Source organism: Streptomyces sp. NPDC037389 (assembly GCF_040636475.1).
Taxonomy (GTDB): Bacteria; Actinomycetota; Actinomycetes; order Streptomycetales; family Streptomycetaceae; genus Streptomyces; species Streptomyces hesseae.
Map to the genome: position 1 here is coordinate 354,821 of NZ_JBEZUS010000001.1, position 25,182 is coordinate 380,002.

Consider the following 25,182-nt stretch of genomic DNA (forward strand, 5'->3'; position numbering starts at 1 on the left):
AGATGCGGCACTCCATCGTGTAGCCGTTGGGTGGCGCTTGGGGTACGCCCTCGGGGCTGATCGTCCAGTCTCCGAACGGGATTACGGTGTGCGGGCCGTTCACGGGAGTCGCCCTTCCGAGATGTCGTTGGTGGCTTTGACCTTGGCGCTCAGTACTTCGTGGAACGTCGCGGGGCGCACCTGTTCGGGTTGGGCGTCCCACTCTGTCCCGCCCCGTAGCGGCCGGAGTTGAATCCGACCCCCTTCGAAGCCCATCACGTCGCCGATTTCGTTCCGCTTTGTGTCTACGGCTTGGGAGCCGAGGGCCACTTCTGGATTCCGCTTCACCGATCCGCCCCCGAGCGCTGCCGTGGCACGACGTTGAGGCCGTGGACGGTCGCGACCAGTACGTACTCGCCGCCGTCGCGGCCCCGGAAAGGGGCCTGCTGGTAGGGCTCGGGGGCGGGGTGACAGGGCTTCTCGGTGCGGTTGGGCGGCGGGGGAACCCGGCGGGGCGTGGAGGTGGTGGCGGGGGGGTTCGAGGTCCAGGCTGAGGAGCTTCCTCAACCATCCCGTCAACCGAGAGCTAAGCTGCCTCACGTCGACGCTCCTTCTTCTTAGCGTTGGCCATGCCCCGGGGCCGGTAGGACGGCCGCCGGGGTTTTCGTTCCTGCGTGCGATGGGAATCGGGGCACAAGGGTGTCTTTGTAGCGACCCCTCAAGATCACTGAAAGCGATCGGCGGAACCACTCCGCGTAGCATCCACCGCACAGAACACGTCGCGCAACCTGAACGCTTGGAACATGTTCCAAGATTTTTTGGGGCCGGTAGTCTGATCAACTCCCCGGCAGGTGAAGGGACTCCGTGATGCCAGAGTCACGTCCGACCGTGCGTCAGCGTCGGCTAGCGAAGACGCTTGCCAAGTTGAGAGAAGACGCCGGCAAATCACCCGAGGAGGCTGCTGAGCGCATCGGTTGCCACCGGTCGAAGATCAGTCGAGTTGAGAACGCTCGCCTCGGGATCTCCCTGGGGGAGGTCCGGGATCTGCTCCGCTTCTATGGCGTGGAGGACCAGGACTACGCGGAGGAGGTTGTGGACCTCGCGCGTCGGCGCAACGAGCGTGGGTGGACGCGGAAACTCAGCCTCAAGATCCCGTCCTACGCGGACTTCATCGACTACGAGGAGAGCTCGGACTACATCCGCTCGCTCGAACCCATGATCGTCGCTGGGCTGCTACAGACAGCCGACTACGCCAGGGCGCTCCTCAGGGCCGATCCATCGATGCTGTCGAGTGAGCGCATTGATGAGCTCGTTGAGGTTCGCATGCGCCGACAAGAGCTCCTGGACAGGACTTCACCGCCTCGCGTCTGCGTAATCCAGGGTGAAGCCGCACTGAGAGCTCAGGTAGGCGGGCCGGCGGTCATGGCCGGCCAGCTCGATCACTTGGCGAAGGTCTCGGAACGCCCCAATGTCGAGGTTCAGGTCCTGCCGTTCGACGCGGGCGCTCATGCGGGGGTCATGGGCACATTCGTCCTGTTTACATTTCCGACCCCCGCTTTCTCCGACATCGTGTGCGTGGAACATCGAACGGGAAACCTCTACATGGAGACCCCCGAGGATATCGACGCATACACGATCACTTTTGACTCTCTGCGGTCAGCGGCCTTGAGCCCTGCCGAAAGTCTCGACATGATCAACCGGGTGAAGCGTGATCTGTGAACTGTAGTGGGAGAGATGGCGATGTGTGCCAGTGAAATATCCGGCCTTGGGTGGCGAACGAGTACATACAGCGGCAACTCAGGCCAATGTGTCGAAGTATCCCTAACGGATTTTGATGAGGTTTTTATACGCGATTCCAAGAATCCGGGCGGCTCGATGCTGGCGGTTCTCCCTAGGGTATGGGCTTCCTTTGTGGAGGCCGTTAAGCTGAAGGATCGGAAAAGTGGGCACTAACACTCATGTATCGCCAATCGCGGGTATTGCGTGGATTAAGTCCAGTTACAGCGCAAGTCAGAGTAATTGCGTTGAAGTAGGTGCACTTGGCGGCAGTGTGGCGGTCCAGGACTCGAAGGCCCCACGTGGATCTTTCCTGCACCTTCCTAAAAGAGCATGGCGTGAATTCGTGTCGGGCGTAAAGATTGAAGACCCCCCTGCCTGATCCCAGAGGAATACAGATAGCCCCGACCGCCTTGACGGCCGGGGCTTGTCTACAGCAATGGGCGCGCACAGGCGCTACCGCCGCCGAGGTCACCCACCCTCGTAACCATTGTTGCAGTACGAATCTGAGGAACGGGCACGCCGGGCGTGCCACCAACTCCAGATTGTGTGGCCCACTAGAGCCAACGCAACAGCGCCTGCGACGAACCGAATCGCATTCCAAGTCATTCTGACAGCCAGGCCTTGCCCATCCGCCTCTACCGTCAGCCGCATAGAGGCCTCGAAAAAGGCCACGAGCGGAACAATCAGCCGGAATGGAAGGCCTGCAACACCTGGCACTCGCGCCAGGTTGCCCAGGAGTCCCATAGGTGCCCCAAGAGCAAAAGCGACCATTCCCCACACGAGAATCCTGGAGGAAAGACCCGTGCTGGAGGCGCCAGTTTCCAGTCCTGTCGGGATGGAGGGGCTTATGTCCTTAAACAGGTAGTATGCGGCCACGCCGATGGTCAACCCCAGAGCCGACAGTAACGCCGACTCGATTTTGGATCGGCGGAAATAGCCCACGAAGAATGCGTAACAGGCCCACGACCACCCACTCGAAAAGACAAGGCTCAGGGTGACGCAAACGGGGTTGTCCCATTTTCCGGCAACGGGACCCACTATGCCGAGTAGCAAACCCACCCCGAGAGACGCTGCGAGCGGCGCAACACGAGCGCGCGGGAAGTGTACGTTTTCCCTTCCCCGTTCCGTAATTAAGCCGGAGTTGGAGATGGCGCCACTCCGAGGCCGCGCGGGTGACCGAACAGACCGTGAGTGGCGCCCCAACCTGCCCACCTACCGAGGAGTCACCGCTTGATGCGGGGAGGGGATCAGAATCTACTCGACGCTGTAGTAGGTGTAGGCCAGACCCGCCGTGGCGGTTGGCATTGGAGCAGCCCGCGACCCGCACGAGCTCCGCGAGCGGGATGCCTATGGGTGCGTGCACCCGGTAGTAGGCCAGCTCGCCTGTTGTTGCGGTATCAGCCACAACCACGCGCGCCCACATGCAGCGCCAGCGCCGTGTTCGGCGCGACGGTGGCCGTGAAGCGGCCGTCCGCGCCCACCCGCACCGCGCGCCCGCTCTGCACGTCGCAGTAGTCCCCACCCGGCAGCGACGTCTCGAAGACGCGACTCACCGCGTACCCCTCGTGGTTGACCACCGCATACCCCTTGTTCCCCCGCCCGAAGGCGATCGCCTGATACCCGTTGTCCCACCACCCGGTGACCGGCGCTCCCCGCACCGCGTTGCGGAACGCCACCATGCTCCGGATCTCCGGCCACTTGTGCTGGCACTTCCAGCCGTCCTGCCAGCACTCGCCCACCGCGCCCCCGCGAGGCGGCCCCGCGTCGCGGTCGGTGAACTCGTAGCCGGAGTGGACGTCCGGCGAGCCGTACGGCCAGGCGAGCATGAAGACCTGGGCCAGCGTGTAGTCGGCGCCGTCCTTGTAGGAGAGGGTGTCGCCGTTGCGCTCGGTGTCGTGGTTGTCGACGAAGACCGACGCCTGGGTGCTCGGCAGATAGGCCCAGCCTTCGCCGTAGTTCTTCAGGTAGGCCAGCCGTTCGCGCTGGAAGACGCGCTTGAGGTCGCGGGCGTAGCGGAATTCCTGGACGTCGCCGGTGCGGACGTATTCCTCGGGCCGGACGGCTTCACCCGAGCCGTAGATCGTCTCCTGCTTCCAGTAGACGCCGGGGCGGCTGAGCTTTGCCTTGATCGCGGCGAGGTCGTCGGCGGCGATGTGCTTGGCGGCGTCGACGCGGAAGCCGTCGGCGCCGAGGGAGAGCAGGTCGTCGAGGTAGCCGGCGATGGCGGTGCGGACGTGGTCGCTGCCGGTGTCGAGGTCGGCGAGGCCGACGAGTTCGCAGTTCTGGACGTCGGTGCGGCTGGTGTAGTCGCTGATGGGCTTGCGGCAGGTGTGGAAGTCGGTGTCCGCGTAGAGGCCGGGGTAGCCGTACTTGGTATACGAGGTGCCGCCCGTGCCCACGCCCGTGCCGGCCGCCATGTGGTTGACGACGGCGTCGACGACGACCTTCACGCCCGCCGCGTGGCAGGAGCGGGTCATCTCCGTGAAGGCGGCGCGGTCGCCGAGCCGGCCGGCGATCCGGTAGCCGACGGGCTGGTAGGACGTCCACCACTGGGGTCCCTGGATGTGCTCCTGGGGCGGGGATACCTGGACGTAGCCGTAGCCGGCGGGGCCGAGGGTGCTCGCGCACTCGCGGGCCACGGACTTGTAATCCCATTCGAAGAGGACGGCCGTGACGTCCTTCTCGCCGGGGGCGCTTGCCTCTGCCGGAGGTGCGCAGATGGCCGTCCCGGCCAGAAGAGCGGCCGCGGCGTACAGGATTCTTCGGGTGATTCCGGGCATGCCGGTGGGGGGCATGGTTCCTCCTGGCGTGGGGGGTCGGGGTGCGGCGGACGACCCCGCGCGGCAAACCGCCTTGCCCGTAAGGCCCATGAAGTTCATGAAGGTTCTTGCAGCAAGGTTGCCCGCACGAGTGCAACCGCTTGCCGGTCGAGACCGTACGAGCCCCAACCGCACCGGTCAACCCTCCGGACACGGGATGGTTACAACCGCGAAATCTTGGGATTGCCTCCTTGCAAGGTCTTTCGCAAGAGATTGCAGCCTGTTAGCTTCCTCCTCAGCTCGGGCCGCCCTCCCCTCAGGCGGCCTCCTGGAAGAGGAGCATCCATATGCGAAGAGGCATATCGGTCGCCGCCGTTGTCGGTGCGCTGGCCCTGACCATGACCGCGTGCGGCGGTGGCGGCGACAACGGCGGTGACGGCTCCAAGGCGGCGAACGATCCGGGCGCCGTGAGCGGCACCATCACCTGGTGGGACACCTCCGACGCGACCAATGAGGCTCCGGCCTTCAAGAAGCTCGTCAAGGACTTCGAGGCGAAGTACCCGAAGATCAAGGTCGATTACGTCAACGTCCCCTTCGACCAGGCGCAGCAGAAGTTCAAGACCGCGGCCTCCACGGGCAAGGGCGCCCCGGACGTGCTCCGCTCCGATGTGGGCTGGACCCCGGGCTTCGCCCAGCTCGGCTACCTCAAGGACCTCACGGGCACCCCGGCCCTGGAGAAGACCGAGGACTTCCTTGAGGGCCCGCTGAAGAACGCCGCGTACCAGGGCAAGACCTATGGCGTCCCCCAGGTCACCGACACCCTCGGGCTCCTCTACAACAAGGAGCTCTTCCAGAAGGCCGGCGTGGAGAAGGCCCCGGCGAACTGGCAGGAGGTGAAGGAGGCAGCCGCGAAGATCAAGGAGAAGACGGGCGCCGAGGGCATCGGCCTCAGCCCCGACAGCTACTACTCGCTGCCCTTCCTCTACGGCGAGAAGAGCGACATGGTCGACGCCGCCAAGAAGAAGATCACCATCGCGAACGCCGCCTCCCTCAAGGGCATCGAGACCGCCGTCGACCTGGTGAAGTCCGGTGCCGCACCCAAGCCCGCCGGTACCGACGGCTACAACGTCCTCAAGACGGACTTCAAGAACGGCAAGCTGGCGATGCTGGTCGACGGTCCCTGGGCGACCAAGGAGATCTTCGGCGGCGACGCCTACAAGTCCCGGGACAACCTGGGCATCGCCCCCGTTCCGGCCGGTTCCACCGGTACGGCGGGTGCCCCGGTCGGCGGCCACAACCTCGTCGTCTACGCCGGGTCCAAGAACTTCGACGCCTCCTACCTCTTCACCCGGTTCATGACCGACGCCGCCCAGGAGGAGAGCATCTCCACCGCCATCGGGGTGCTTCCGACCCGTAAGTCGGCCTACACCCAGGCCGTGCTGGCCGACCCGGTGCGCAAGTCCTACTACGAGGCGCTGAGCAAGGCCCACCCGCGGCCGCCGATCCCGCAGGGCGGCGACCTCTTCACCGAGTGGCTCCAGCACTACACCAAGATCCTGACGCTCAAGGAGGAGCCCAAGGCGGGCCTGACGGCCACGGCCAAGGCCTGGCAGTCGGCGCTCCTCAAGGACTACGGGGTCGAGGAGTAGAGACCCCCATGGCCACAGTCGTCACCCGGGTCAAGCGCTCCTTCGGCACGCACTGGTACGCGTGGGCGATGGTGCTGCCCGTCGTCATCGTCCTGGCGGTCCTCGTCGGCTATCCGCTGGGACGCGGCATCTACCTGTCGTTCACCGATGCCAACGAGGCCAACATCGGCCGCACGATCGGCGTCAACCACATCCCGTCGACGTACCGGTTCGTCGGCCTCGACAACTACTGGAAGGTGCTCTCCGGCCAGGAGGGCCACTTCTACTCGCGGCTGGGCTGGACGGTCGTATGGACGGCGTCCTGTGTGGTGCTGCACTACGCCATCGGCCTGGGGCTGGCGCTGCTGCTCAACCGGCAGATGCGGTTCCGGACGCTGTACCGGGTGCTGCTGGTACTGCCGTGGGCGGTGCCGGCGTTCGTCGCCACGTTCTCCTGGCGGCTGATCTTCAACGAGAAGTACGGCGTCCTCAACTCCTTCATGACCACCCTGGGCCTGGACCCGGTGGACTGGCTCGGCGACAGCTTCCTCCAGAAGGTGTCGGCCGTCGCCGTCAACGTCTGGCTGGGCGTGCCGTTCATGATGGTGGCCATCCTCGGCGGGCTCCAGTCGATCCCCGCCGAGCTCCACGAGGCGGCCGAGATGGACGGCGCCTCGCCGTGGCAGCGCTTCCGTCATGTGACGCTGCCGGGGCTGCGCGAGGTGAGCGGGACCGTGATCCTGCTGGGCGTCATCTGGACGTTCAACATGTTCCAGGTCATCTACCTGCTGATCGGCGCGGGGGCGAGCTCCGACAGCGAGATCCTGGTGACGTACTCCTACCGGCTCGCCTTCCAGGGCATCCGCGACTACGCGGGCTCGGCGACCTACGGGATCCTCATCCTCTCCCTCCTTCTGGTCTTCGCCGTCTTCTACCGCCGGACGCTCGCCCGACAGGAGGCCTCGCGATGACGAGCACCACCCCCCGCCCCCGCGGCGAGCGCTCCCGGGCGGCCTCGGCCGGGCTGCACACCGCGCTGATCGTCGCCTCGGCCGTGGCACTGTTCCCCGTGCTGTTCGTCGTCTTCGTCTCGCTGCGCGGCCGCGACGGCTGGCAGGAGCCCACCCGCTTCGTGGGCTTCAGCCTGGACAACTACACCCATGTGCTGGGCGAGACGAAGTTCCTGACGTGGTTCGGCAACTCCGTGATCGTCGCGCTCGGGGCGACCGTGCTGGGCGTACTGGTCGCGGCGAGCGCGGGCTACGCCGTCTCGCGGATGCGCTTCCCCGGCCACCGGCCGCTGATGTGGACGTTCCTCGTCGTCCAGATGTTCCCGATGGCGGTGCTGATCGTGCCGCTCTACAACCTCCTCGGACAGCTGGAGCTCCTGGACTCCTACGCCGGCCTGATCGTCACCTACTGCTCGGTCTCGGTGCCGTTCTGCGCGTGGATGCTCAAGGGCTACTTCGACACGATCCCCGCCGAGATCGACGAGGCGGGCCGGGTGGACGGGCTGACGCCCTTCGGCACGTTCTGGCGGCTGATCGTGCCGCTGGCCCGGCCGGGGCTGGCCGTCACCGCGTTCTACTCCTTCGTCACGGCCTGGGGCGAGGTCGCCTTCGCCTCCCAGTTCATGAGCAGCGAGGAGCACTACACGCTCGCCGTGGGCCTCCAGACCTTCGTGGGCCAGCAGAAGGCCGAGTGGGGGCTGATGACGGCGGCGGCCGTGCTCATCACCGTCCCGGCCGGCGTGGTCTTCTTCCTCGCCCAGCGGCACCTGGTCGCCGGGCTCACCGCGGGCGGCACCAAGGGCTGACCCCCTCGGCCCGTGGACGACGCACCGCACGAACCCAGCACCGCACGAACCGACAGGGCACCAGCGACCCTACGAACCGATAGGACGTACTTGACTCCTCCCCCTCGTAAGCGAGGGGGATTCCTAGCTCACGTCGCCTGACCCCCGGCGGGGGTGCGGGTCTTACACGATCAGCACTAGCCGGGTACGAGACCAGCCCGGACCAGCATCACGCGGGCGGAGTTCTTGTCCCTGGGGGAGACGGCTCCGCACGCCGTGCAGGCATATGTCCTTGTCGAAAGGGGGAGTGCGTGCTTGGTTCTCGCTCCGCACTGCGCGCAGTCCATCGTGGTGTGCGCGGGGTGCACAAGGCGGACATCCCGCCCGTGCTTGCGGCCCATCTCGATCAGGGCCTTCTTCGTTGCGCTGATGGCCGCGTCCGCGGCCTTGCGGGCCATGGTGGTCTTCGCGAGGAACTTCGGGCGGAAGTCCTCCACCGCGATGGCGTCATGGTCGCGGACGACCTTCTTGGCCCACTTTCGGCCGGTGTCCTGCCGCTGGGCTGCCACCTTCCGGTGCAGCTCCGCTGTCTGCCGCTTCGCCTCGCGGTAGCCCTTCGATCCAGCCTGCCCCTTCGGGGGCCTGCGGCGGGCCATCATCCGCTGATAGCGGGCGAGTTTCCGATCGGACGAGCGGCCGTGCTGGGGGTGGGGAAGATCGTGGCCGTCGCTGGTGGTGGTCGCGGTCTCCTTCACGCCCCAGTCGATGCCGATCACACGCCCGGTGGGCGCAAGCTCCTCGGTCACCGTGGCCACGACGAACGATGCCCACCAGTGACCCACCGCATCGCGGTACACGCGGACGCTGGACGGCGGCCCGGGAAGCTCCCGGGACCACACCGGCCGAACCGCGATCCCGCCCGCAAGGTGCAGACGGCCGTCCTTCAGCCGGAAGCCGCGCCTGGTGTATTCGAGGGTGGGCAGCGCCTCGCGCTTCTTCTTGTACTTCGGCATCCCGGCCCGCTGCCGCATCGGCAACCGCGCCTTGATGTCCTTGAGCGCCTTGGCGCGGGATTTGCCGAAGTCGCGGATCAGCTGCTGCTGAGGAACGCGGGCGCCCTCCCGCAGCCATGGCGTGCGGGCGCGGGCCTCGGTCAGCATCGCCGCGAGCTGCACAGGCCCGCACGTCGCCTTCTCGCCGGCCGCCTTGTTGCGCTGGTGCATGGCTTTGGACTTGGCGACGCACTCATTCCAGACCCAGCGGCAGCGGTCCCACTCGGCATCGAGTGCACGCCGGGCCGTGGACGACAGGCGAAGCCGGTAGGTGTACCGGGTGTGCCCGGCCGCCTCCGTGGTCGCTTCTGTCGTCATGCATCCGAACCTACCGTGCAGGACTGACACTTGACCCTTATTGATCTTTGCAGTGTCTCTCACCTGCGGAGATGGTGAACGCAGGATCGCCCTGACGGCGATCCTGCCATCCCTGCCCCGCTACGCGGGGAGCTTCGTTTCCTCCCCCGGCTGAAGCCGGGGGTATCCACGAAGGAGTACCTGATGACCCAGGACCTCGCGCCCTCCGTCCGCCCGGACGCCCACGCCGACGCCGACGCCGCGCGGGCGGCGGACGGCTGGTGGCGCAGCGCCGTCATCTACCAGGTGTACGTGCGCTCGTTCGCCGACAGCGACGGCGACGGCATCGGCGACCTGCGCGGGATCCGCGAGCGGCTGCCGTATCTGTCGGGGCTGGGCGTGGACGCGCTGTGGCTGACGCCGTTCTACGCCTCGCCGCAGGCGGACGGGGGCTACGACGTCGCGGACTACCGGGCGGTGGACCCGCTGTTCGGGCAGCTGTCGGACGCGGACGACCTGGTACGGGAGGCGCACCGGCTGGGTCTGCGGGTGATCGTCGACATTGTGCCCAACCACACCTCGGACCGGCACTCCTGGTTCGAGGAGGCGCTCGCGGACCGTCCGGGGGGGACGGCCCGCGAGCGCTACCACTTCCGTCCGGGCGGGGGCGCGGCCGGGGAACTCCCGCCGAACGACTGGGAGTCCGTCTTCGGCGGCCCGGCCTGGACCCGTACGACGGACGCGGACGGCACGCCCGGCGAGTGGTACCTCCATCTGTTCGCGTCCGAGCAGCCGGACCTCAACTGGGAGAACCCCGAGGTCCGCGAGGAGTTCGCGTCCGTGCTGCGGTTCTGGCTGGACCTGGGAGTGGACGGCTTCCGGATCGACGTGGCCCACGGCATGGTCAAGGCGCCGGGGCTGCCGGACATCGGGCTCACCGAGCAGGCCAAGCTGATCGGCGCGCAGGTGCTGCCGTTCTTCGACCAGGACGGGGTGCACGAGATCCACCGCGACTGGCGGCGGCTGCTGGACTCCTACCCGGGCGAGCGGATCGGCGTGGCCGAGGCGTGGGCGCCGACGCCCGCGCGGCTGGCGCTGTACGTCCGGCCGGACGAGCTGCACCAGGCGTTCAACTTCCAGTTCCTGACCTGCGACTGGGAGGCGGCGGAGATGCGGGCCGTCATCGACGCCTCGCTGGCGGCGACGCGTTCGGTGGGGGCGCCCACGACCTGGGTGCTGTCCAACCACGACGTGGTGCGGCACCCCACGCGCTACGGCGCCGGCGACGCGGAGCTGGGGCTGCGCCGGGCGCGGGCGGCGGGGCTGCTGATGCTGGCGCTGCCGGGCTCGGCCTATGTCTACCAGGGCGAGGAGCTGGGGCTGCCGGAGGTCGTGGAGCTGCCGGACGAGGTGCGGCAGGACCCGGCGTTCTTCCGGGGCGACGGCCAGGACGGGCTGCGCGACGGCTGCCGGGTGCCGCTGCCGTGGTCGGGCGAGGAGGCGCCGTACGGCTTCGGGTCCGGCGGCAGCTGGCTGCCGCAGCCCGCGGAATGGGCGGCGCTGTCGGTGGAGGCGCAGTCGGGGGACCCGCGCTCCACGCTGGAGCTCTACCGTTCGGCGCTGGCCGTGCGGCGGGAGCTGCCGGGGCTGGGCGACGGGGAGATGGCCTGGCTGGACGCCCCCGAGGGGGTGCTGGCGTTCTCCCGGCCGGGCTTCGTGTGCACGCTCAACACACTGGGCGACGAGGTGACGCTGCCGGTGCCGGGCCGTCCGGTACTGGCGAGCACTGCCCTCGAATTCACTGGGGGTATCGTGCGGATCCCCTCGGATTCATGCGTGTGGTGGGCAGTCTGACATGCGACCGGTACAGTCACCTCCTGTGACCGCCCGGCTCTCCGACATCGCAGCCCAGGCGGGTGTCAGCGAAGCAACCGTCAGCCGCGTCCTCAACGGAAAGCCGGGGGTCGCCGCCTCCACCCGCCAGTCCGTGCTGGCCGCGCTCGACGTGCTCGGCTACGAGCGGCCGGTACGGCTGCGGCAGCGCAGCGCGGGCCTGGTGGGACTGATCACCCCGGAGCTGGACAACCCCATCTTCCCGGCTTTCGCGCAGGTCATAGGGCAGGCGCTGACCCGCCAGGGCTATACGCCGGTGCTGGCGACCCAGACGCCGGGCGGCTCCACGGAGGACGAGCTCACGGAGATGCTGGTCGACCGGGGGGTCGCCGGGATCATCTATGTCTCCGGGCTCCACGCGGACACCTCGGCGGACACGCAGCGCTATGCCCGGCTGCGTGCCCAGGGCGTGCCGTTCGTGCTGATCAACGGCTTTTCGGCGGAGGTCCGGGCGCCCTTCGTCTCCCCCGACGACCGGGCCGCCGTGCAGCTGGCCGTCACCCATTTGGCCGCACTGGGTCACCGCCGGATAGGGCTGGCCCTCGGGCCCCGCAGGTACGTTCCCGTGCAGCGGAAGATCGAGGGCTTCCTGGACAGCATGCGGGAGCGGCTCGCCATGGGCCGCGAGGAGGCCGAGGAGCTGATCCAGCATTCGCTGTTCACTCTTGAGGGTGGTCAGGCGGCGGCCGCCGCGTTGATCGACCGAGGGTGCACGGCGGTGGTGTGCGCCAGCGACATGATGGCGCTGGGGGTCGTCCGGGCGGCGCGGCAGCACGGTCTCGAAGTCCCGCGCGACATCTCGGTGGTGGGCTTCGACGACTCCCCGCTGATCGCGTTCACCGATCCGCCGCTGACCACGATCCGGCAGCCGGTCCGGTCGATGGGGCAGGCCGCGGTGCGTGCGCTGCTGGAGGAGATCGGCGGGACGCCCGCGCCGTACGGCGAGTTCGTCTTCCTGCCCGAACTGGTCGTCAGGGGCTCCACGGCCTCGGCGCCGGGAGCGCGTACCTAAGCCTCGTACCGCCGCCCGGCCCCGACCGCCCGAAGGAGGACGAACCGGGGCGTAGGTGGCGTGAACCGGACGGGTGGCCGATCTGCCGTCGACCGCCATCTGGCAGACTCTTTCCCTATGGGTGAAGCGACAGCAAAGACCCTGGAAGGCCGCACGGCCGACGCGCCACCCACCGAGGCGGGTGGCGCGTCGGGCGCGGTCCGGCTGCGGGCGGACCGCTTCCGTCTGCGGCGGCCCCGTGCGCCGAGGCGCCCACGCCTGTGGTTCGAGGTGCTGCTGATCGCGGTGAGTTACTGGACGTACTCGCTCGTCCGCAACGCCGTGCCGGAGCAGAGAGCCGCCGCGCTGCGCAACGCCGACTGGGTCTGGCAGGCCGAGCAGAGCCTCCACATCGCCGTGGAGCACACGGTCAACCGGGCCGTGAATTCGGTGACGTGGCTGATCGTGGGCATGAACTACTACTACGCGACGCTCCACTTCGTGCTGACCATCGGTGTGCTGGTCTGGCTCTACCGCTGGCACCCCGGGCGTTACGCGGCGGCCCGGCTGACATTGTTCGCCACCACGGGTGTGGCCCTGCTCGGCTACTACCTGTATCCGCTCGCTCCACCGCGGCTGATGGAGGACCTCGGCTTCGTCGACACGGTCGTCGTCCACCACACCTGGGGCTCGATGGCCTCGGGCAATCTCGCGGACGTCTCCAACCAGTACGCGGCGATGCCCTCGATGCACATCGGCTGGTCGACCTGGTGCGGCGTCATCATCGCGTCGCTGGCGCGGCCGGTGTGGGTACGGGCGCTGGGGACGCTCTACCCGGTGGCGACCCTGGTGGTGATCGTGTCGACCGCCAATCACTTCTGGCTGGACGCGGTGGGCGGCCTGCTCTGCCTGGCGCTCGGCCTCACCCTGTCCCGGGCGTGGTTCGGGGCGCTCCCCCACCGGCTGCCCCGCCATGTGGCGATCAAGGCCGACCGGCGGGACGCTGGTCCGAACACGGGAAACCCCACCGGCCGGGCCCCGAGGCAACGCCGCCGGGCCCCGTCCCGGCCGGAGCCGGTGGCCCCGGGAGGGCGGCGTCCCCGCACGACGACGGAACGGGTGCGCTAGGGGATCGGCCCGCGCGGCGCCCTGGGGCGGGTCGCGCCGGGAGGCCGGGGCTTCGCATGACGCTCACGGGGAGCCTTGCCGGATCGCTTGCCCATCAGCCCAGCGCAATTCGCCATTCGGGCTCTGGGGGAAGCGGGCGAAGCGCTGGCACAAGACGTACGCGCAATTCGGGACGGCGTGAAGCGATACATCTGCCACTGACCGGCGGCGCCGACGACGAGCTTCCTGACCAGAGGAGTCCCCGGGTACCCCCGGGGACTCTTTCGTACCTCCGAACCGAAGGAGCACCCTCCCATGAGACGCCTGGCCGTCGTCCTTACGGCCCTGATACCCCTCCTGGGGACGGCTCCGGCGCACGCCGAGCCGCCCACCCCGCAAAAACCCGACGCGAGGGTCCAGTGGCTCGACAGACAAACCGTCGCCTGGCCCAAGAACCTCGGCGACCCCACCCGCCCCCACCGCCTCGTCCATGAACGCGGAGCGTTCACACTCACCCCCCAGCCCGGCGGGCGCACCGCCGCCTATGACACCTTCCGCGTCGAGGCGACCCCGGAACAGGTGCGCTCCGCGCTCCGGGGCCCCCTCACCGCCGAAACGGACGACGGCGTCCGCACCGGCGTCCAGATCCCCGGCGTCCTGGACGACCTCTACGCCCCCGCCGCCACCAAGGCCCACCTGGGCCCCGTCTTCCGGGACGGCCGCCCCACCCTCTCCGTCTGGGCGCCCACCGCCAAAACCGTGGAGCTGGAACTCGACGGCCGTACGCTCCCCATGCGCCGCGACGCCGCCAGCGGCGTCTGGAGCGCGCAAGGAACCCGCTCCTGGGCCGGCAAGCCCTACCGCTACGCCGTCACCGTCCACGCCCCCACCCTCGGCGAGACCGTCGTCAACCACGTCACCGACCCCTACTCCACCGCCCTCACCGCCGACTCCACCCACAGCCTCGTCACCGACCTGTCAGCGCCCACCCTCGCCCCCGCCGGCTGGCAGAGCATCCGCAAGCCGAAGCCCGTCCCCTTCCGCGACGCCCGCATCCAGGAGCTGCACGTCCGGGACTTCTCCCCGCGCGGCGACTACCTCGCCTTCACCGATCCCGCCTCGCCCGGCATGCGCCACCTCAAGAGCCTCGCCGACGCCGGGACCTCCTACGTCCACCTCCTCCCCGTCTTCGACTTCGCGACCGTCCCAGAACGCCGCGCCGACCAGGCGACCCCGCCCTGCGATCCGGCTGCCTTCCCCGCCGACTCCGACGAGCAGCAGAAGTGCGTCGCCCGCACCGCCGCCCACGACGCCTACAACTGGGGCTACGACCCGCTGCACTACACCGTCCCCGAGGGCTCGTACGCCTCCGACCCCGACGGCCCCCGCCGCACGGTCGAGTTCCGGCGGATGGTGCAGGGGCTGGCGGGCGCCGGGCTGCGCACGGTCATGGACGTGGTCTACAACCACACCGCCGCCTCCGGCCAGGACGACAGGTCCGTCCTCGACCGGATCGTGCCCGGCTACTACCACCGGCTCCTCGACGACGGCGCCGTCGCCACCTCCACGTGCTGTGCCAACACCGCGCCCGAGCACGCCATGATGGGCAAGCTCGTCGTCGACTCCGTCGTCACCTGGGCGAAGGAGTACAAGGTCGACGGCTTCCGCTTCGACCTGATGGGGCACCACCCCAAGGCGAACATCCTCGCCGTGCGCGCGGCCCTCGACGCGCTGACCCCCGCCAAGGACGGCGTCGACGGCAAGTCCGTGATCCTCTACGGGGAGGGCTGGAACTTCGGCGAGGTCGCGAACGACGCCCGCTTCGTCCAGGCCACGCAGAAGAACATGGCCGGCACCGGCATCGCCACCTTCTCCGACCGCTCCCGCGACGCGATCCGCGGCGGCGGCCCCTTCGACGACGACCCCCGCGTCCAGGGCTTCGCCTCCGGGCTCTTCACCGACCCCAACGCCTCGCCCGCCAACGGATCGCCCGTCGAACAGCGGGCCCGCCTCCTCCACGCCCAGGACCTGATCAAGGTCGGCCTGACCGGCAACCTCGCCGCGTACCGCTTCACCGACTCCACCGGCCGGTCCGTGCGCGGCGCCGACATCGACTACAACGGCTCTCCCGCCGGATACGCCGCCGCGCCCGGCGACGCCCTGTCCTACGCCGACGCCCACGACAACGAGACCCTCTACGACGCCCTGGCCTACAAGCTCCCGCCCGCCACCTCCGCCGCCGACCGGGCCCGGGCCCAGGTCCTCGCCCTGGCCGCCGTCACCCTGTCGCAGGGACCGGCGCTCTCCCAGGCCGGTACGGACCTGCTGCGCTCCAAGTCGCTGGACCGCAACTCCTACGACAGCGGCGACTGGTTCAACGCGATCCACTGGAACTGCGCCGAGGGCAACGGCTTCGGACGGGGCCTGCCGCCCGCCGCCGGCAACGCGGCCAAGTGGCCGTACGCCCGCCCGCTGCTGGCCGACCCGGCCCTGCGGCCCGGCTGCGGGCCGATCGTCGCGGCCTCGGCGGCCTACCGGGACCTGCTGCGCGTCCGCACCACCGAGAAGGCCTTCAGTCAGCCGACCGCCGAGGCCGTGCAGACCGCCCTGTCCTTCCCGCTCTCCGGCAGGGACGAGACCCCGGGCGTGATCACCATGCGTCTGGGCGACCTGGTCGTCGTCCTCAACGCGACCCCGCAGGAGCGCGCCCAGACGGTCCCGGCCCTCGCGGGTTCCGGTTACAGCCTGCACCCGGTGCAGGCACACGGCTCGGACCCCTTGGTGAAGTCCGCGTCCTACGCGAGGGGAACGGGCACCTTCACCGTGCCGGGCCGGACGGTCGCGGTCTTCCGGGGCGCGACACTGTAGCGCCGTCGGAACCGGGCATGGGTAAATGACGGAAAGTGAACGCTGATTGCAGGGTCGCGATCACCGGCATTCGTGCTCTGAGCGCGGCCCTCCAGGGGTGCTCGACTCGCTTCCGCCCTACTTGAAGGTAACAAATCCTTTTGTTTCACACGTAGTTGCGTGCGCCCCCCTTGCGATGAAAGGCCTCGCGCCGCTCTGACGATGGGCTTAAGGGCTCTCGGTCCAGGGTGCATCCACCAATCGAAAGGCCTTGGGGCGCCCGCGCGTTGATGACCTTTCAGGGCTTCGCGCTGCTGGGCGTTGCGCGCTCGTGACACCCTGTAGGCTCTTGCCCAGCTCTCTCCGGAACCAGTGCCGGTTGATTCCGTACGGGTCGGCCGACCCGGTTTCCCCGAAGAGAGTGAGGTTCACATGGCTGACTCCGAGCGGTCACGCGACCCGGGCGAAGAGGGAGCCGTCCCGCAGGGTGATCCCGATGCGGGCCGGAACCGTCGGGCCCCGGAATGCCGGTGCCACGAGGAGTCGGACCGAGGTGTCGCGCCGTCGAGGATGCGAAACCGGATGATCCTCGAAATGATCCTCTGGATCATCAGGATCGTCCTCGACCTCGACGGCACCGGCGGATGAAGGGCTGACCCCTCACCCGCCGGCTGATACCCAGCCGGCTGATGGGCCCGCGCTCTGGCTCGCTACCGACGCGGGCCCATCGTGAATGTCACTGGGTACGTACTGCTTGAGTGCCCCCGATTGCGCGAGAAGCAACATGCCCGCGCAAGGATGAACTCCTTCGCCGGCGTTTCCGCCGACCCCTCGACCCTCCCGCCCAAGAGCCGGTAACGGAACGAGGATTAGTCCTAAACGGTACCAGTAAACCCGGCCCGACCAGGGGAGCGGGGGGAACCCCTGAGGGTAGTGTCCCTGGAGGGGAGTTGACCTAAGCGGTACCGTGGCCAGACCTTTCGGTTCCCGTACGGGGAGGCGCTGTCGGTGGCACGTGGGAGGGCGGACTTCGACGGGCACGCCCTGCGTGTGCTCCGCGCGACCCGGCCCGTCGACGGCCGGCTGCTGAGCGCCGCGGCCCTCGCCGCGCGGGTGGGGACGTCCAAGGCCCGGATCCTCGCCTACGAGAACAACCACTCCGTGCCGGAGCCCGCGCGCATCGCCGAACTGGCCCGGGTCTTCAGGATCCCCCCGGACCGGCTCTCGGCCTCCGACGCCCGCCATCTGTCCGTCCGCGACCTACGGGTCCACGCCGGCCTGACCGCCGAACAGGTCGCGGTCTCCCTCGGGGTCAGCCGCAGGACCTACCGCGACGTCGAGAGCATGGCCCGTCTCCCCGTCCGGGACGACGGCACCCTCCGCATCCGGCTCGCCGCCTGCCTGGGCGTCCCCCTCGGCCGGATCAACCGCGCGCTCCACCACCACCCCCTGGCCATCGCCCGCCGGGCCCAGATCGCGGACCACCTGACGGCGCTGTTCGAGCGGGCCCACGAGACGCGCTTCCCCGCCGTCGTCCCCCCCGACGACGAACGGCTGCGGGCCGTCGCCGCCCTCGTCCAGCGCGTGCCCACCGTCGTCTGCCGGCTCGTCAACAACGAGCTGGTCCGCTACCGGCGGCTCCTGCGGGGCCAGGCCATGGCCGAGCTGGAGGCGGCCTACGCCGAGGACGAGCACGCGGCCAGAGCCGCCAAGGAGCGGCGGCGCAGATTCACGGGGCTCGTGGAGACGGCCCCCGCCCGCTCCGCCGAGGTCCTCAGCTCCTTCCTCGCCGAGGCGATGAGCGCCCGGCAGTGGCGCGCCATGGTCTCCCTGGTGGACACCGGGGCGGAGGGGATCGCCGTGCGCCACCCGTCCGACGCCAACGCGGACGTCTGGAGCGCCCTGCTGGAGCGGTCCTTCGTCACCCGCATCGTCCACGTCGAACAGGGCGTCCACGTGTATGTGCTCAGCGCCCGGGGCCTGAACGCCATGCGCGGCGAGTTCCGCATGTACGCGTGCCTCTATCCGCGCATCGCGACGCCCCTGCTCTTCCGCCATCTGCTGGTGGCCACGCAGGGACGGTCGCAGGGACGGTCGCAGGGACGGGGGAAACGGTCGCCGCGGCGCGAGGACCGGGTACGGAAGGAACCTCAGCCGATCACGACGGCCGAGGGCTGACCGGCCCCGGCGGGCAGCCGGGCGGGGCCGGGCACGCCGCTCCGGGCCGTGAACCGGACGAAGGGCCCGTCCACCGGCTCGTCCCCGAGGACCCGGACCAGCACCGCCGCCGTCCCCTCGTCGTAGGCGGCGCTCACCGCGACGAGCGCCGCGAAGGCGTGCGTCAGCTGCCGCTCCAGCTCCGCGCGCGGGACATGGCGGCCGTCCAGCCACAGCAGCGCGGTGCTCTCCGCCAGCGAGATCCACGATCGCAGGAGCAGCTCCAGCCGGGGCGACGGCTCCCGCACGCCCAGGTGCGTCAGCAGGTGGCCGTACGCGGCCTGCCGCACCCCGTCGATCATCGCGCAGGACGGGCCGGTGCCCGCCATCGCCGGGCCGCCGCGCAGCAGGGCGGCGAAGCCCGGGCCGTGGGCCTCCACGAAGTCGAAGAAGCGCCGCAGCCCCCGTGACAGCCGGCCGCCGGGCAGGCCCTCGCACGGCTCGGCGAGGCGGGCGGCCAGCTCGTCGGCCGCGTGGCGCAGCGCGGCCTCGTAGAGGCTCTGCTTGCAGGGGAAGTAGTGATAGACGAGCGGCCGGGAGATCCCGGCCGCGGTGGCGATGTCGTCGACGGAGACGGTGTCGGGCGGGCGGTGCCCGAACAGGTCGAGGGCGACCGCGATCAGTTGCTCGCGGCGCTGCTCGACGCCCATCCTGCGGCGTACCCCGGTCGTCATGGCGGTCATCCTAAACCGGTACGTACCGGGGGCCGTTCGGCCCGGGCCGGACGGCTCAACGCAGCTGTGTCAGCTTGGTGCCGTCCTCCAGACGGGCCGTCAGGTCGGCCTGGGCGCCCTGGTGGGCGGGCGCGGCCAGGAAGGGGCCCTGGGCGCTGCCGCGCACCCCGCCGGTCGCCGTGACGGAGGCGACGTCGCCGCCGCCCGCCGCCAGCGCGTACCAGGTGCCGCCCGGGGACTTCCACAGGGCGCCCGCCAGGACGTGGGGGTCGCGGGCCCCGCAGGCGAGCGTGGACTCGGCGCGGCCGACGACCGCGGCGGACGCGCCCGCCCGGTCGCCGGGGGCCAGGAACTGGGCCAGTACCCGGCTGCCCGCGCCGCGCCAGGTCTCGGCCCGGGTGCAGAACCACTCCGCGCTCCCGGCGGCCCCGGGCAGCGTCTGGGTGGCGAACTGCCAGGCGTTCACCGAGCGCACGCCCTGCCCCCGTACGGTCGTCAGCCGGCAGGCCGTACGGGCCCAGGCCGTACGGTCCCTGGCGCCGGTCGCGTCGTGCGGGGAGGCGGGGGCGCCCGCGGTGAGCCGGGCGGGGAGCAGCTCGCCGAGGTCGGTGACCAGGTGGTCGCCGAAGCGCAGGGCCGTCCAGGTGTGGCAGTCGCTCGCGCCGACGGGGCTGGGCACGGAGTCGGTGACGCCGTCGGCGGCCCGGTGCAGCGGCTCGTCGGCCGCGCCCGGGGCGCGCAGGTCCCGTACGGCGGCGTCGGCGATCCAGGGGGCGGTCAGGTAGCGGACGTTGCCGTCGGTGCGGCCGACGACGAGCGCGGCGGCGGTGGCGGTGTCGGCCGCGTCGGCGCGGGCGAAGTCCAGGGCGGCCGCGCCGGTGCCGCCGTCCTTGGACTCGGCGTAGCGCACGACGCGCAGCCCGTCGTGGAACAGCACGACCGTCGCCGCGTCGGCCTCGCCCGCGTACAGCAGCTGCGGGGGTCCGGCGGCGGGCCCGGTGGCGGTGCCGGGCGTCGCGGTGACCTGCACGGAGGGGCCCGGCCGGGCCCAGACGGCCAGGGCCCGGCGCAGCAGTTCCTTGTCGCCGGTGCGGCTGCCGCGCGCGGGCCAGGAGGCGAAGCCCGGGTGGTCGGCGCTCTTCCAGGCGGTGGGGGCGGCGGTGATCAGGCGGGCCGGGTCGAGGGCCTGCTCGGCGGCCGTGTTCCGGGTGTACGGGGGTGCGGCGGCGCCGTCCGGGCCCCAGCCGCTGTCGGGCAGGGCGATCAGCGTCCCGCACACCACGACCGCCGCGGCGGCGGCCAGCGCGGCCCTGGTGTGCTGGCGGCGGCGCATCAGGTCGGTGGGCCGGGCCTGGAGGGAGCAGGGGTCGAACTCCACCGACTCCAGCAGCGATGCGTCCCGGCTGCCCGGCGGGATCCGTACCCCGTCGGCCTCGGCCAGCGCCGCGCCCGGCTCCATCACCCCGGCGGCGGCCAGCATCCGCACCACGTCGCGCTCGTCCGGCAGCTCCAGCGCGCGCAGCACATAGGCGGCGCGGCCGGGCGCGGAGAGCGCGGAGAGCGCCTGGTCGAGCACGAGCTCGTCGGCGCCGCCCGAGCGCGGGAACAGCCGCAGCCCCCACACCTGCGGCAGCGGCGGCGGCAGCTGCCCGGGGCGCGGCAGCCGGAACCGGCCGCGCGGGCGCGCCGCGGCCAGCGCGGAATCCAGCACCCGCTGCCGGACGTAGGCGTACCCCGGGTCCTCCGGCGACCCGTGGGAGCCCCGGGGCCCCGGCAGGATGGTCTCCTCGTCCTGTGCGCCCGCCCTGCCCCGGGGCAGGGCCCGCTGGACGAGGGCGTGGGCGGTCAGCACGCGGCGGTTCCGGCCCAGCGACGGCGGCAGCACCAGGTAGGCGAGCCGTACCAGACGCGGATAGTGCTCGATGAGCGCGGCTTCGGCCTGCTCGACGTCGACAGTGGGCGGGGCGGGGGGCCGGGAGGCCGTTGCTTGCTGCTGCACGTAGGTAGAACGAGTGAATGATGCGATGGTCACTTCACCTGTCACCCGAGTGGGCGGCTCACCCGACCGGGCGGCACGGGCCCCCGCCGGGGGTGTCCGTGCTACGCGATGCAGCGCGCCCGGATCCGGTCCACCGCCGCGTCCGGGATGCCGAGCCCGTCGCGCACGTACCCCGTCACCCCGCCGTACGTCCGGTGCATCTCCTCCAGCGCCACCGCCAGGTAGCCGGGCCGCACGCCGAGGATGGCGTCGACGATGGCGGGGTCGCCGCCGGCGGCCGTGAAGCGGTCGATGACCGGCTTGAACGCCGCCCGTACGGCCGGCTCCACCGCCAGGTACTCCCGCTCGGCCGTCGCCTCGTCCGCCCCGAGCAGCAGCAGGACGACCGTCGCCGCCCAGCCCGTGCGGTCCTTGCCGGCCGTGCAGTGGAAGAGCAGCGGCCCGCAGTCCGGCTCGGCGAGCGTGGTCAGCAGCGTCCGGAAGGCCTGGCAGGCGGACTCGGAGGTGACGAAGGAGCGGTAGACGTCGCTCATCACCTTCTCGGCCTTGCCGCCGCCCAGGTGCTCCTCGGCGGCGGCCGGGCTGCCCAGGACGTCCTCCAGCTTGCCGGGCACCGCCTCGCCGCCGCCCGGGTGGGTCGCGCCGGGCCCGGCGAAGACGTCCGCGACGATCAGGCGGGCGCCCTCGGGCAGCCGGTCGGGGCGCTCGCGGCGCTCGTTCTCGCTGCGCAGGTCCACGACCGTGTGGATGCCGAGGGCGGCGACGGCCGGGTCGGCCACCGGGTCGAGGCGGTCGAGCCCCGCGGAGCGGAGGAGCAGCCCGGGGCGGACGGCGGAGTTGCCGACGAGCGCGATGCCGCCGAGGTCGCGGAGGTTCGTGATCGTCGAGGCGTCGAACTGCTGGGGCATGGGCCGGTCTCCCTCATCCGCTTTTCGCGGCTTATCGCATTTTCTGCCCTCTTATTGTGAGGAACGCCGGCCGAGTCCGCGACGGCGCCCCCTGATCAGCGCCGGGCCCAGCCCCAGGCCCAGCGTCAGCGCCAGCAGATGGCCCACGTCCGTGAAGGTCGTCCGGCCCCGCCCCTGGAGGCAGGGGCGGACACCGAGCGTGAGCAGCGCCGTGCGGGCGGCCGTCCGGGCCGGGCCGCGCGGCAGGGCGGCGGCCAGGGCGCCCGCGACGGCGTTGAGGCCGTAGCTGACGCCCACGTCCGTCGCGGACCGGGTCCGGGGACCGGCGCGCAGGGCGCGCAGCCCCGCGTAGACGAGGAGCGAGGCGCCCATGTGCCCGTAGGCGAACGCCCCCGCCGCCCACCACGCTCCGTAGGCGTACTCCGTGTACCCCAGCACCGCCAGCAGGAGCAGCGCGTACGGCAGCTCCATGGGGGCCTCGACGAGGAAGGCGCTGCCGGCGAGGGTGTCCCAGCGGCCGGCGGCGAGGTTGTCGACATTGGTGGAGCACCGGCGCAGCAGGCGCTCGCGCGCGTCCGGCGTGAGCAGGCGCCGCACGGCGTACGCGCCCAGCTGCACGCCCCCGACATAGGCGGGAGCGAACAGCGGCAGAGCACGAGGTGTCCGGGACGGAATCCGGGACACTTCCTCACCCCTTGTCGAGATAGGCCAGCACGGCCAGCACCCGGCGGTTGTCGTCGTCGGACGGCGGAAGCGCGAGCTTCCCGAAGATGTTGGACGTGTGCTTGGCGATCGCCCGCTCGGTCACCGTCAGCCGTTCGGCGATCGCCGTGTTGGACCGGCCCTGCGCCATCAGCTCCATCACCTCGCGCTCGCGCGGCGTGAGCCTCGCCATCGGCCGGTCCTTCTCACGCCGCGTCAGCAACTGCGAGATGACCTGCGGATCCATCGCGGTGCCGCCCGCCGCCACGCGCCGTACGCCGTCGACGAACTGCTCCGCGTCGAATACCCGGTCCTTCAGCAGGTAGCCGATGCCACCGCTGCCGTCCGCGAGCAACTCCCGCGCGTAGAGCTGCTCCACGTGCTGCGACAGCACCAGCACCGGCAGCCCCGGCGTGGCGCGGCGGGCGGCCAGGGCGCACTGGAGGCCCTCGTCGGTGAAGGACGGCGGCAGCCGCACGTCCACCACCGCCACGTCCGGCCGCTCCTCGGCCAGGGCCCGGGTCAGCTCCGGGCCGCTGGCGACCGCCGCCGCGATCTCGAAGCCGTACGCCTCCAGCAGCCGGACCAGACCGTCCCGCAGCAGGAACAGGTCCTCGGCGAGCACTACGCGCACGGGCCCTCCGCGAGCGTGAAGTCCTCTTCGTCGAAGCCGGGGGCGACGACGCAGGTCACCAGGGTCGGCTCGGTACCCGCCGGCTCGGCGCACTGCCACACCCCGCCGGGAACCAGCGCCTGCGGCACCTCGCCCCGCTCGACGCCGGCGCCCAGGACGAGTTCCTCGGCACCGGCGTCGTCGGGCTCCGGGCCGTCGCCGCCCAGGCGCAGCCGCAGCGGACCGCCCCGGTGCCAGAGCCACACCTCGTCCGAGCGGACCCGGTGCCAGCGGGAACGTTCACCCGGGTGGAGCAGGAAGTAGATGCCGGTGGCGTGGGCGCGCGGACCCGGGTACCCCTCCGGGACGGCCGTGCCGGAGGTCCGCCAGGTCTCCCGGAACCAGCCGCCCTCGACATGCGGCCGCAGGCCGAGGAGGGAGACGAGCGCGGAGCGTTCGCTGAAGCTTTCGGAGGCTTCGGTCATGGCCCCACTCTCCCACCGGCTTCCGCCGGCGGGGTCACCGGGTGAGCACGCAGGGGATCTCCATCGTGACCATCGTCGGGCCGCCCACCGGGCTGTTGACGGCCAGCAGACCGTCGAAGGCGCCCAGCCGGCGCTCGATGCCGCGCAGCCCCGTGCCGCCCGCCGGGTCGGCGCCACCGCGCCCGTTGTCGGTCACCGCGATCCGCAGGGTGCCCTCCACATGCCGGACGTCCAGCCAGATCCGTTCGGCGCCGGAGTGCTTGGCCGCGTTGGTGAGGGCCTCGCTGATCGCGAAGTACGCGGCGGACTCGACCGGTTCGGCGGCCCGCCCCGCCAGCTCCACGTCCACCTCGACGGCGAGCGGCAGCCGCAGCGCCAGGGCGCGCACGGCGTCGGCGAGCCCCCGCTCGGCCAGCACCGGCGGGTGGATGCCCCGGACGAGGTCGCGCAGCTCCGTGAGGGTCTCCGCGGTACCGGCGCGGGCGGCCGCCAGCAGCCGCCTGGCCTCGGCGGGGTCCTTCTCCATCAGCGCCTCGATGGTGCCCAGGCTCATGCCCATGGCGACGAGCCGGGCCTGCGCCCCGTCATGCAGGTCGCGCTCGATACGGCGCAGTTCGGCGGCGGAGCTGTCCACGGCCTCGTACCGGGTCTCGGTGAGCCGGTCGACGCGCCGCGCCAGCTCGGTCTCCCGGGTGGGCCGCAGCAGGGCCGCCGCCAGCCCGAAGTGGAAGCGCAGCAGACGCGGGTTGACGAACAGTCCGAGGACGCCGAGGGCGAGGCCGAGGCCGGCCGCCATGTTCGCCGAGGTCTGGTCGGTGATGTGGATGAACGCGAACCACTCGTTGCCCCCGGCGTTCACGATCGGCTTCCAGACGCCGAACGCCAGCACCGGCCCCCAGATCGCGTACACCAGCAGGACGGCCGGGAGGATCGCGGTGAGGATGCCCCCCGTCATCTGGACCAGCAGCCACTGCGCGTCCCGCCAGGTGGTGCGGTCCTTGAGCAGGGCCAGGCACAGCTCGACCCGGCCGAGGAACCCGTCCCTCGTCACGGGCGGCGGCCCGTAGGGGACCGGGATGCGCACGCCGGACCAGTCCAGCGCCTGGGCCCGGCACTGGTTGGCGTGGGCCCGGACGGCTCTCAGCATGAGCGGGGTCGTGAACAGCCCCACGCCCAGCAGGATCAGAACGGCCGACACCACCGTGAACGAGAACAACACGGTCGCCGTCACCGCCCCGGACACCGCCAGCCAGAATCCACGCGCCCCGGCCAGCAGGCCTTCCCGGACCTTCATTCTTCCCTCTCCCCACGGATCGTCCCGCGCGCCGTGCACCGGCCCGCGGGTACAAGTCTGCGGGGTCCGGCCGCGCCCGGTCACGGGGGCTGGGCGACGGCCGGGGGTGTACCCAGCACCACCATGGCCGGGAACCATGGCCGGGAAGGCCGGGTCGGAAAGG

General features: G+C 70.7%; 20 protein-coding genes. 11 read left to right on the forward strand and 9 right to left on the reverse strand.

Features of this window, described 5'->3' with window-relative positions:
* The first annotated feature begins 846 nt into the window (after positions 1-846).
* Genes AB0E98_RS01735 through AB0E98_RS01745 form a run of 3 tightly spaced genes read left to right on the forward strand, consistent with a single transcriptional unit; the run spans position 847 to position 2,137 of the window.
* A complete protein-coding gene (locus tag AB0E98_RS01735; RefSeq protein ID WP_361697451.1) occupies positions 847-1,698 on the forward strand; it encodes a helix-turn-helix transcriptional regulator in 852 nt (283 codons plus the stop codon).
* A gap of 21 nt (positions 1,699-1,719) precedes the next feature.
* On the forward strand, positions 1,720-1,932 hold the full coding sequence (locus tag AB0E98_RS01740; RefSeq protein ID WP_361698123.1) for a DUF397 domain-containing protein: 213 nt from the start codon (positions 1,720-1,722) through the stop codon (positions 1,930-1,932).
* Positions 1,922-2,137, forward strand: a complete 216-nt coding sequence (locus tag AB0E98_RS01745) for a DUF397 domain-containing protein (RefSeq protein ID WP_361697453.1) — start codon at positions 1,922-1,924, stop codon at positions 2,135-2,137. The genes AB0E98_RS01740 and AB0E98_RS01745 overlap by 11 nt, the downstream gene beginning before the upstream one ends.
* 1,018 nt (positions 2,138-3,155) lie before the next feature.
* Here the strand turns inward: AB0E98_RS01745 and AB0E98_RS01750 are convergent.
* Positions 3,156-4,553, reverse strand: coding sequence for an alpha-amylase family protein (locus AB0E98_RS01750; RefSeq protein ID WP_361697455.1), 1,398 nt, complete (start codon positions 4,551-4,553; stop codon positions 3,156-3,158).
* Between the two features lie 311 nt (positions 4,554-4,864).
* Here AB0E98_RS01750 and AB0E98_RS01755 point away from each other — a divergent pair, with 311 nt between their 5' ends.
* The 3 genes from AB0E98_RS01755 to AB0E98_RS01765 are packed head-to-tail and all read left to right on the forward strand — an operon-like array spanning position 4,865 to position 7,961.
* A complete protein-coding gene (locus tag AB0E98_RS01755; RefSeq protein ID WP_361697457.1) occupies positions 4,865-6,166 on the forward strand; it encodes an extracellular solute-binding protein in 1,302 nt (433 codons plus the stop codon).
* Positions 6,167-6,174: 8 nt separating this feature from the next.
* Positions 6,175-7,116, forward strand: a complete 942-nt coding sequence (locus AB0E98_RS01760; RefSeq protein ID WP_361697459.1) for a sugar ABC transporter permease — start codon at positions 6,175-6,177, stop codon at positions 7,114-7,116.
* Positions 7,113-7,961 carry a carbohydrate ABC transporter permease gene (locus AB0E98_RS01765; RefSeq protein WP_361697461.1) on the forward strand — a complete coding sequence of 283 codons (849 nt, stop codon included), beginning with the start codon at positions 7,113-7,115 and terminating at the stop codon, positions 7,959-7,961. Before AB0E98_RS01760 ends, AB0E98_RS01765 begins: the two co-directional genes overlap by 4 nt.
* A 176-nt stretch (positions 7,962-8,137) precedes the next feature.
* Here the strand turns inward: AB0E98_RS01765 and AB0E98_RS01770 are convergent, their stop codons facing one another.
* Entirely contained in the window at positions 8,138-9,310 is a 1,173-nt protein-coding gene (locus AB0E98_RS01770) for a transposase (protein ID WP_361697462.1), read from the reverse strand.
* Between the two features lie 183 nt (positions 9,311-9,493).
* On the opposite strand from AB0E98_RS01770, the gene AB0E98_RS01775 reads away from it, so the two are divergent.
* The 5 genes from AB0E98_RS01775 (at position 9,494) to AB0E98_RS01795 (ending at position 18,305) form a co-directional block, all read left to right on the forward strand.
* Positions 9,494-11,143: an alpha-amylase family glycosyl hydrolase gene (locus AB0E98_RS01775; protein WP_361697464.1), complete on the forward strand. Its 1,650-nt coding sequence runs from the start codon at positions 9,494-9,496 to the stop codon at positions 11,141-11,143.
* A 25-nt stretch (positions 11,144-11,168) separates the two neighbouring features.
* Entirely contained in the window at positions 11,169-12,194 is a 1,026-nt protein-coding gene (locus tag AB0E98_RS01780) for a LacI family DNA-binding transcriptional regulator (RefSeq protein ID WP_361697466.1), read from the forward strand.
* A gap of 117 nt (positions 12,195-12,311) precedes the next feature.
* Positions 12,312-13,301, forward strand: a complete 990-nt coding sequence (locus AB0E98_RS01785) for a phosphatase PAP2 family protein (RefSeq protein WP_361697468.1) — start codon at positions 12,312-12,314, stop codon at positions 13,299-13,301.
* Positions 13,302-13,595: 294 nt separating this feature from the next.
* Positions 13,596-16,148: a pullulanase-type alpha-1,6-glucosidase gene (gene pulA / locus AB0E98_RS01790; RefSeq protein WP_361697470.1), complete on the forward strand. Its 2,553-nt coding sequence runs from the start codon at positions 13,596-13,598 to the stop codon at positions 16,146-16,148.
* A 987-nt stretch (positions 16,149-17,135) separates the two neighbouring features.
* On the forward strand, positions 17,136-18,305 hold the full coding sequence (locus AB0E98_RS01795) for a helix-turn-helix transcriptional regulator (protein ID WP_361697472.1): 1,170 nt from the start codon (positions 17,136-17,138) through the stop codon (positions 18,303-18,305).
* On the opposite strand, the gene AB0E98_RS01800 is transcribed toward AB0E98_RS01795, so the two are convergent.
* The 7 genes from AB0E98_RS01800 to AB0E98_RS01830 all read right to left on the reverse strand — a co-directional run bounded on the left by AB0E98_RS01800 (position 18,278) and on the right by AB0E98_RS01830 (position 25,019).
* Positions 18,278-19,018, reverse strand: coding sequence for a TetR/AcrR family transcriptional regulator (locus tag AB0E98_RS01800; protein WP_361697474.1), 741 nt, complete (start codon positions 19,016-19,018; stop codon positions 18,278-18,280). The genes AB0E98_RS01795 and AB0E98_RS01800 overlap by 28 nt on opposite strands.
* Before the next feature lie 55 nt (positions 19,019-19,073).
* Positions 19,074-21,017, reverse strand: a complete 1,944-nt coding sequence (locus tag AB0E98_RS01805; protein WP_361697476.1) for a hypothetical protein — start codon at positions 21,015-21,017, stop codon at positions 19,074-19,076.
* A 101-nt stretch (positions 21,018-21,118) separates the two neighbouring features.
* On the reverse strand, positions 21,119-21,925 hold the full coding sequence (locus AB0E98_RS01810) for a tyrosine-protein phosphatase (RefSeq protein ID WP_361697478.1): 807 nt from the start codon (positions 21,923-21,925) through the stop codon (positions 21,119-21,121).
* A gap of 51 nt (positions 21,926-21,976) precedes the next feature.
* The gene (locus AB0E98_RS01815) at positions 21,977-22,609 is read right to left on the reverse strand and encodes a rhomboid-like protein (protein WP_361697480.1); all 633 of its coding nucleotides are present in this window, start codon (positions 22,607-22,609) and stop codon (positions 21,977-21,979) included.
* 4 nt (positions 22,610-22,613) lie between these two features.
* On the reverse strand, positions 22,614-23,261 hold the full coding sequence (locus AB0E98_RS01820) for a response regulator transcription factor (RefSeq protein ID WP_361697482.1): 648 nt from the start codon (positions 23,259-23,261) through the stop codon (positions 22,614-22,616).
* On the reverse strand, positions 23,252-23,725 hold the full coding sequence (locus tag AB0E98_RS01825) for a cupin domain-containing protein (RefSeq protein WP_361697484.1): 474 nt from the start codon (positions 23,723-23,725) through the stop codon (positions 23,252-23,254). The genes AB0E98_RS01820 and AB0E98_RS01825 overlap by 10 nt, the downstream gene beginning before the upstream one ends.
* A 34-nt stretch (positions 23,726-23,759) precedes the next feature.
* Positions 23,760-25,019 carry a sensor domain-containing protein gene (locus tag AB0E98_RS01830; protein WP_361697486.1) on the reverse strand — a complete coding sequence of 420 codons (1,260 nt, stop codon included), beginning with the start codon at positions 25,017-25,019 and terminating at the stop codon, positions 23,760-23,762.
* Positions 25,020-25,182 lie beyond the last annotated feature (163 nt).

Excerpts from the sequence above, each read along its gene's own strand:
- AB0E98_RS01735 (WP_361697451.1), top strand. The coding sequence starts at position 847 with ATGCCAGAGTCACGTCCGACCGTGCGTCAGCGTCGGCTAGCGAAGACG.
- AB0E98_RS01740 (WP_361698123.1), top strand. The coding sequence starts at position 1,720 with ATGTGTGCCAGTGAAATATCCGGCCTTGGGTGGCGAACGAGTACATAC.
- AB0E98_RS01750 (WP_361697455.1), bottom strand. The coding sequence starts at position 4,553 with ATGCCCCCCACCGGCATGCCCGGAATCACCCGAAGAATCCTGTACGCC.
- AB0E98_RS01755 (WP_361697457.1), top strand. The coding sequence starts at position 4,865 with ATGCGAAGAGGCATATCGGTCGCCGCCGTTGTCGGTGCGCTGGCCCTG.
- AB0E98_RS01760 (WP_361697459.1), top strand. The coding sequence starts at position 6,175 with ATGGCCACAGTCGTCACCCGGGTCAAGCGCTCCTTCGGCACGCACTGG.
- AB0E98_RS01765 (WP_361697461.1), top strand. The coding sequence starts at position 7,113 with ATGACGAGCACCACCCCCCGCCCCCGCGGCGAGCGCTCCCGGGCGGCC.
- AB0E98_RS01770 (WP_361697462.1), bottom strand. The coding sequence starts at position 9,310 with ATGACGACAGAAGCGACCACGGAGGCGGCCGGGCACACCCGGTACACC.
- AB0E98_RS01775 (WP_361697464.1), top strand. The coding sequence starts at position 9,494 with ATGACCCAGGACCTCGCGCCCTCCGTCCGCCCGGACGCCCACGCCGAC.
- AB0E98_RS01785 (WP_361697468.1), top strand. The coding sequence starts at position 12,312 with ATGGGTGAAGCGACAGCAAAGACCCTGGAAGGCCGCACGGCCGACGCG.
- pulA (WP_361697470.1), top strand. The coding sequence starts at position 13,596 with ATGAGACGCCTGGCCGTCGTCCTTACGGCCCTGATACCCCTCCTGGGG.
- AB0E98_RS01800 (WP_361697474.1), bottom strand. The coding sequence starts at position 19,018 with ATGACGACCGGGGTACGCCGCAGGATGGGCGTCGAGCAGCGCCGCGAG.
- AB0E98_RS01810 (WP_361697478.1), bottom strand. The coding sequence starts at position 21,925 with ATGCCCCAGCAGTTCGACGCCTCGACGATCACGAACCTCCGCGACCTC.
- AB0E98_RS01825 (WP_361697484.1), bottom strand. The coding sequence starts at position 23,725 with ATGACCGAAGCCTCCGAAAGCTTCAGCGAACGCTCCGCGCTCGTCTCC.
- AB0E98_RS01830 (WP_361697486.1), bottom strand. The coding sequence starts at position 25,019 with ATGAAGGTCCGGGAAGGCCTGCTGGCCGGGGCGCGTGGATTCTGGCTG.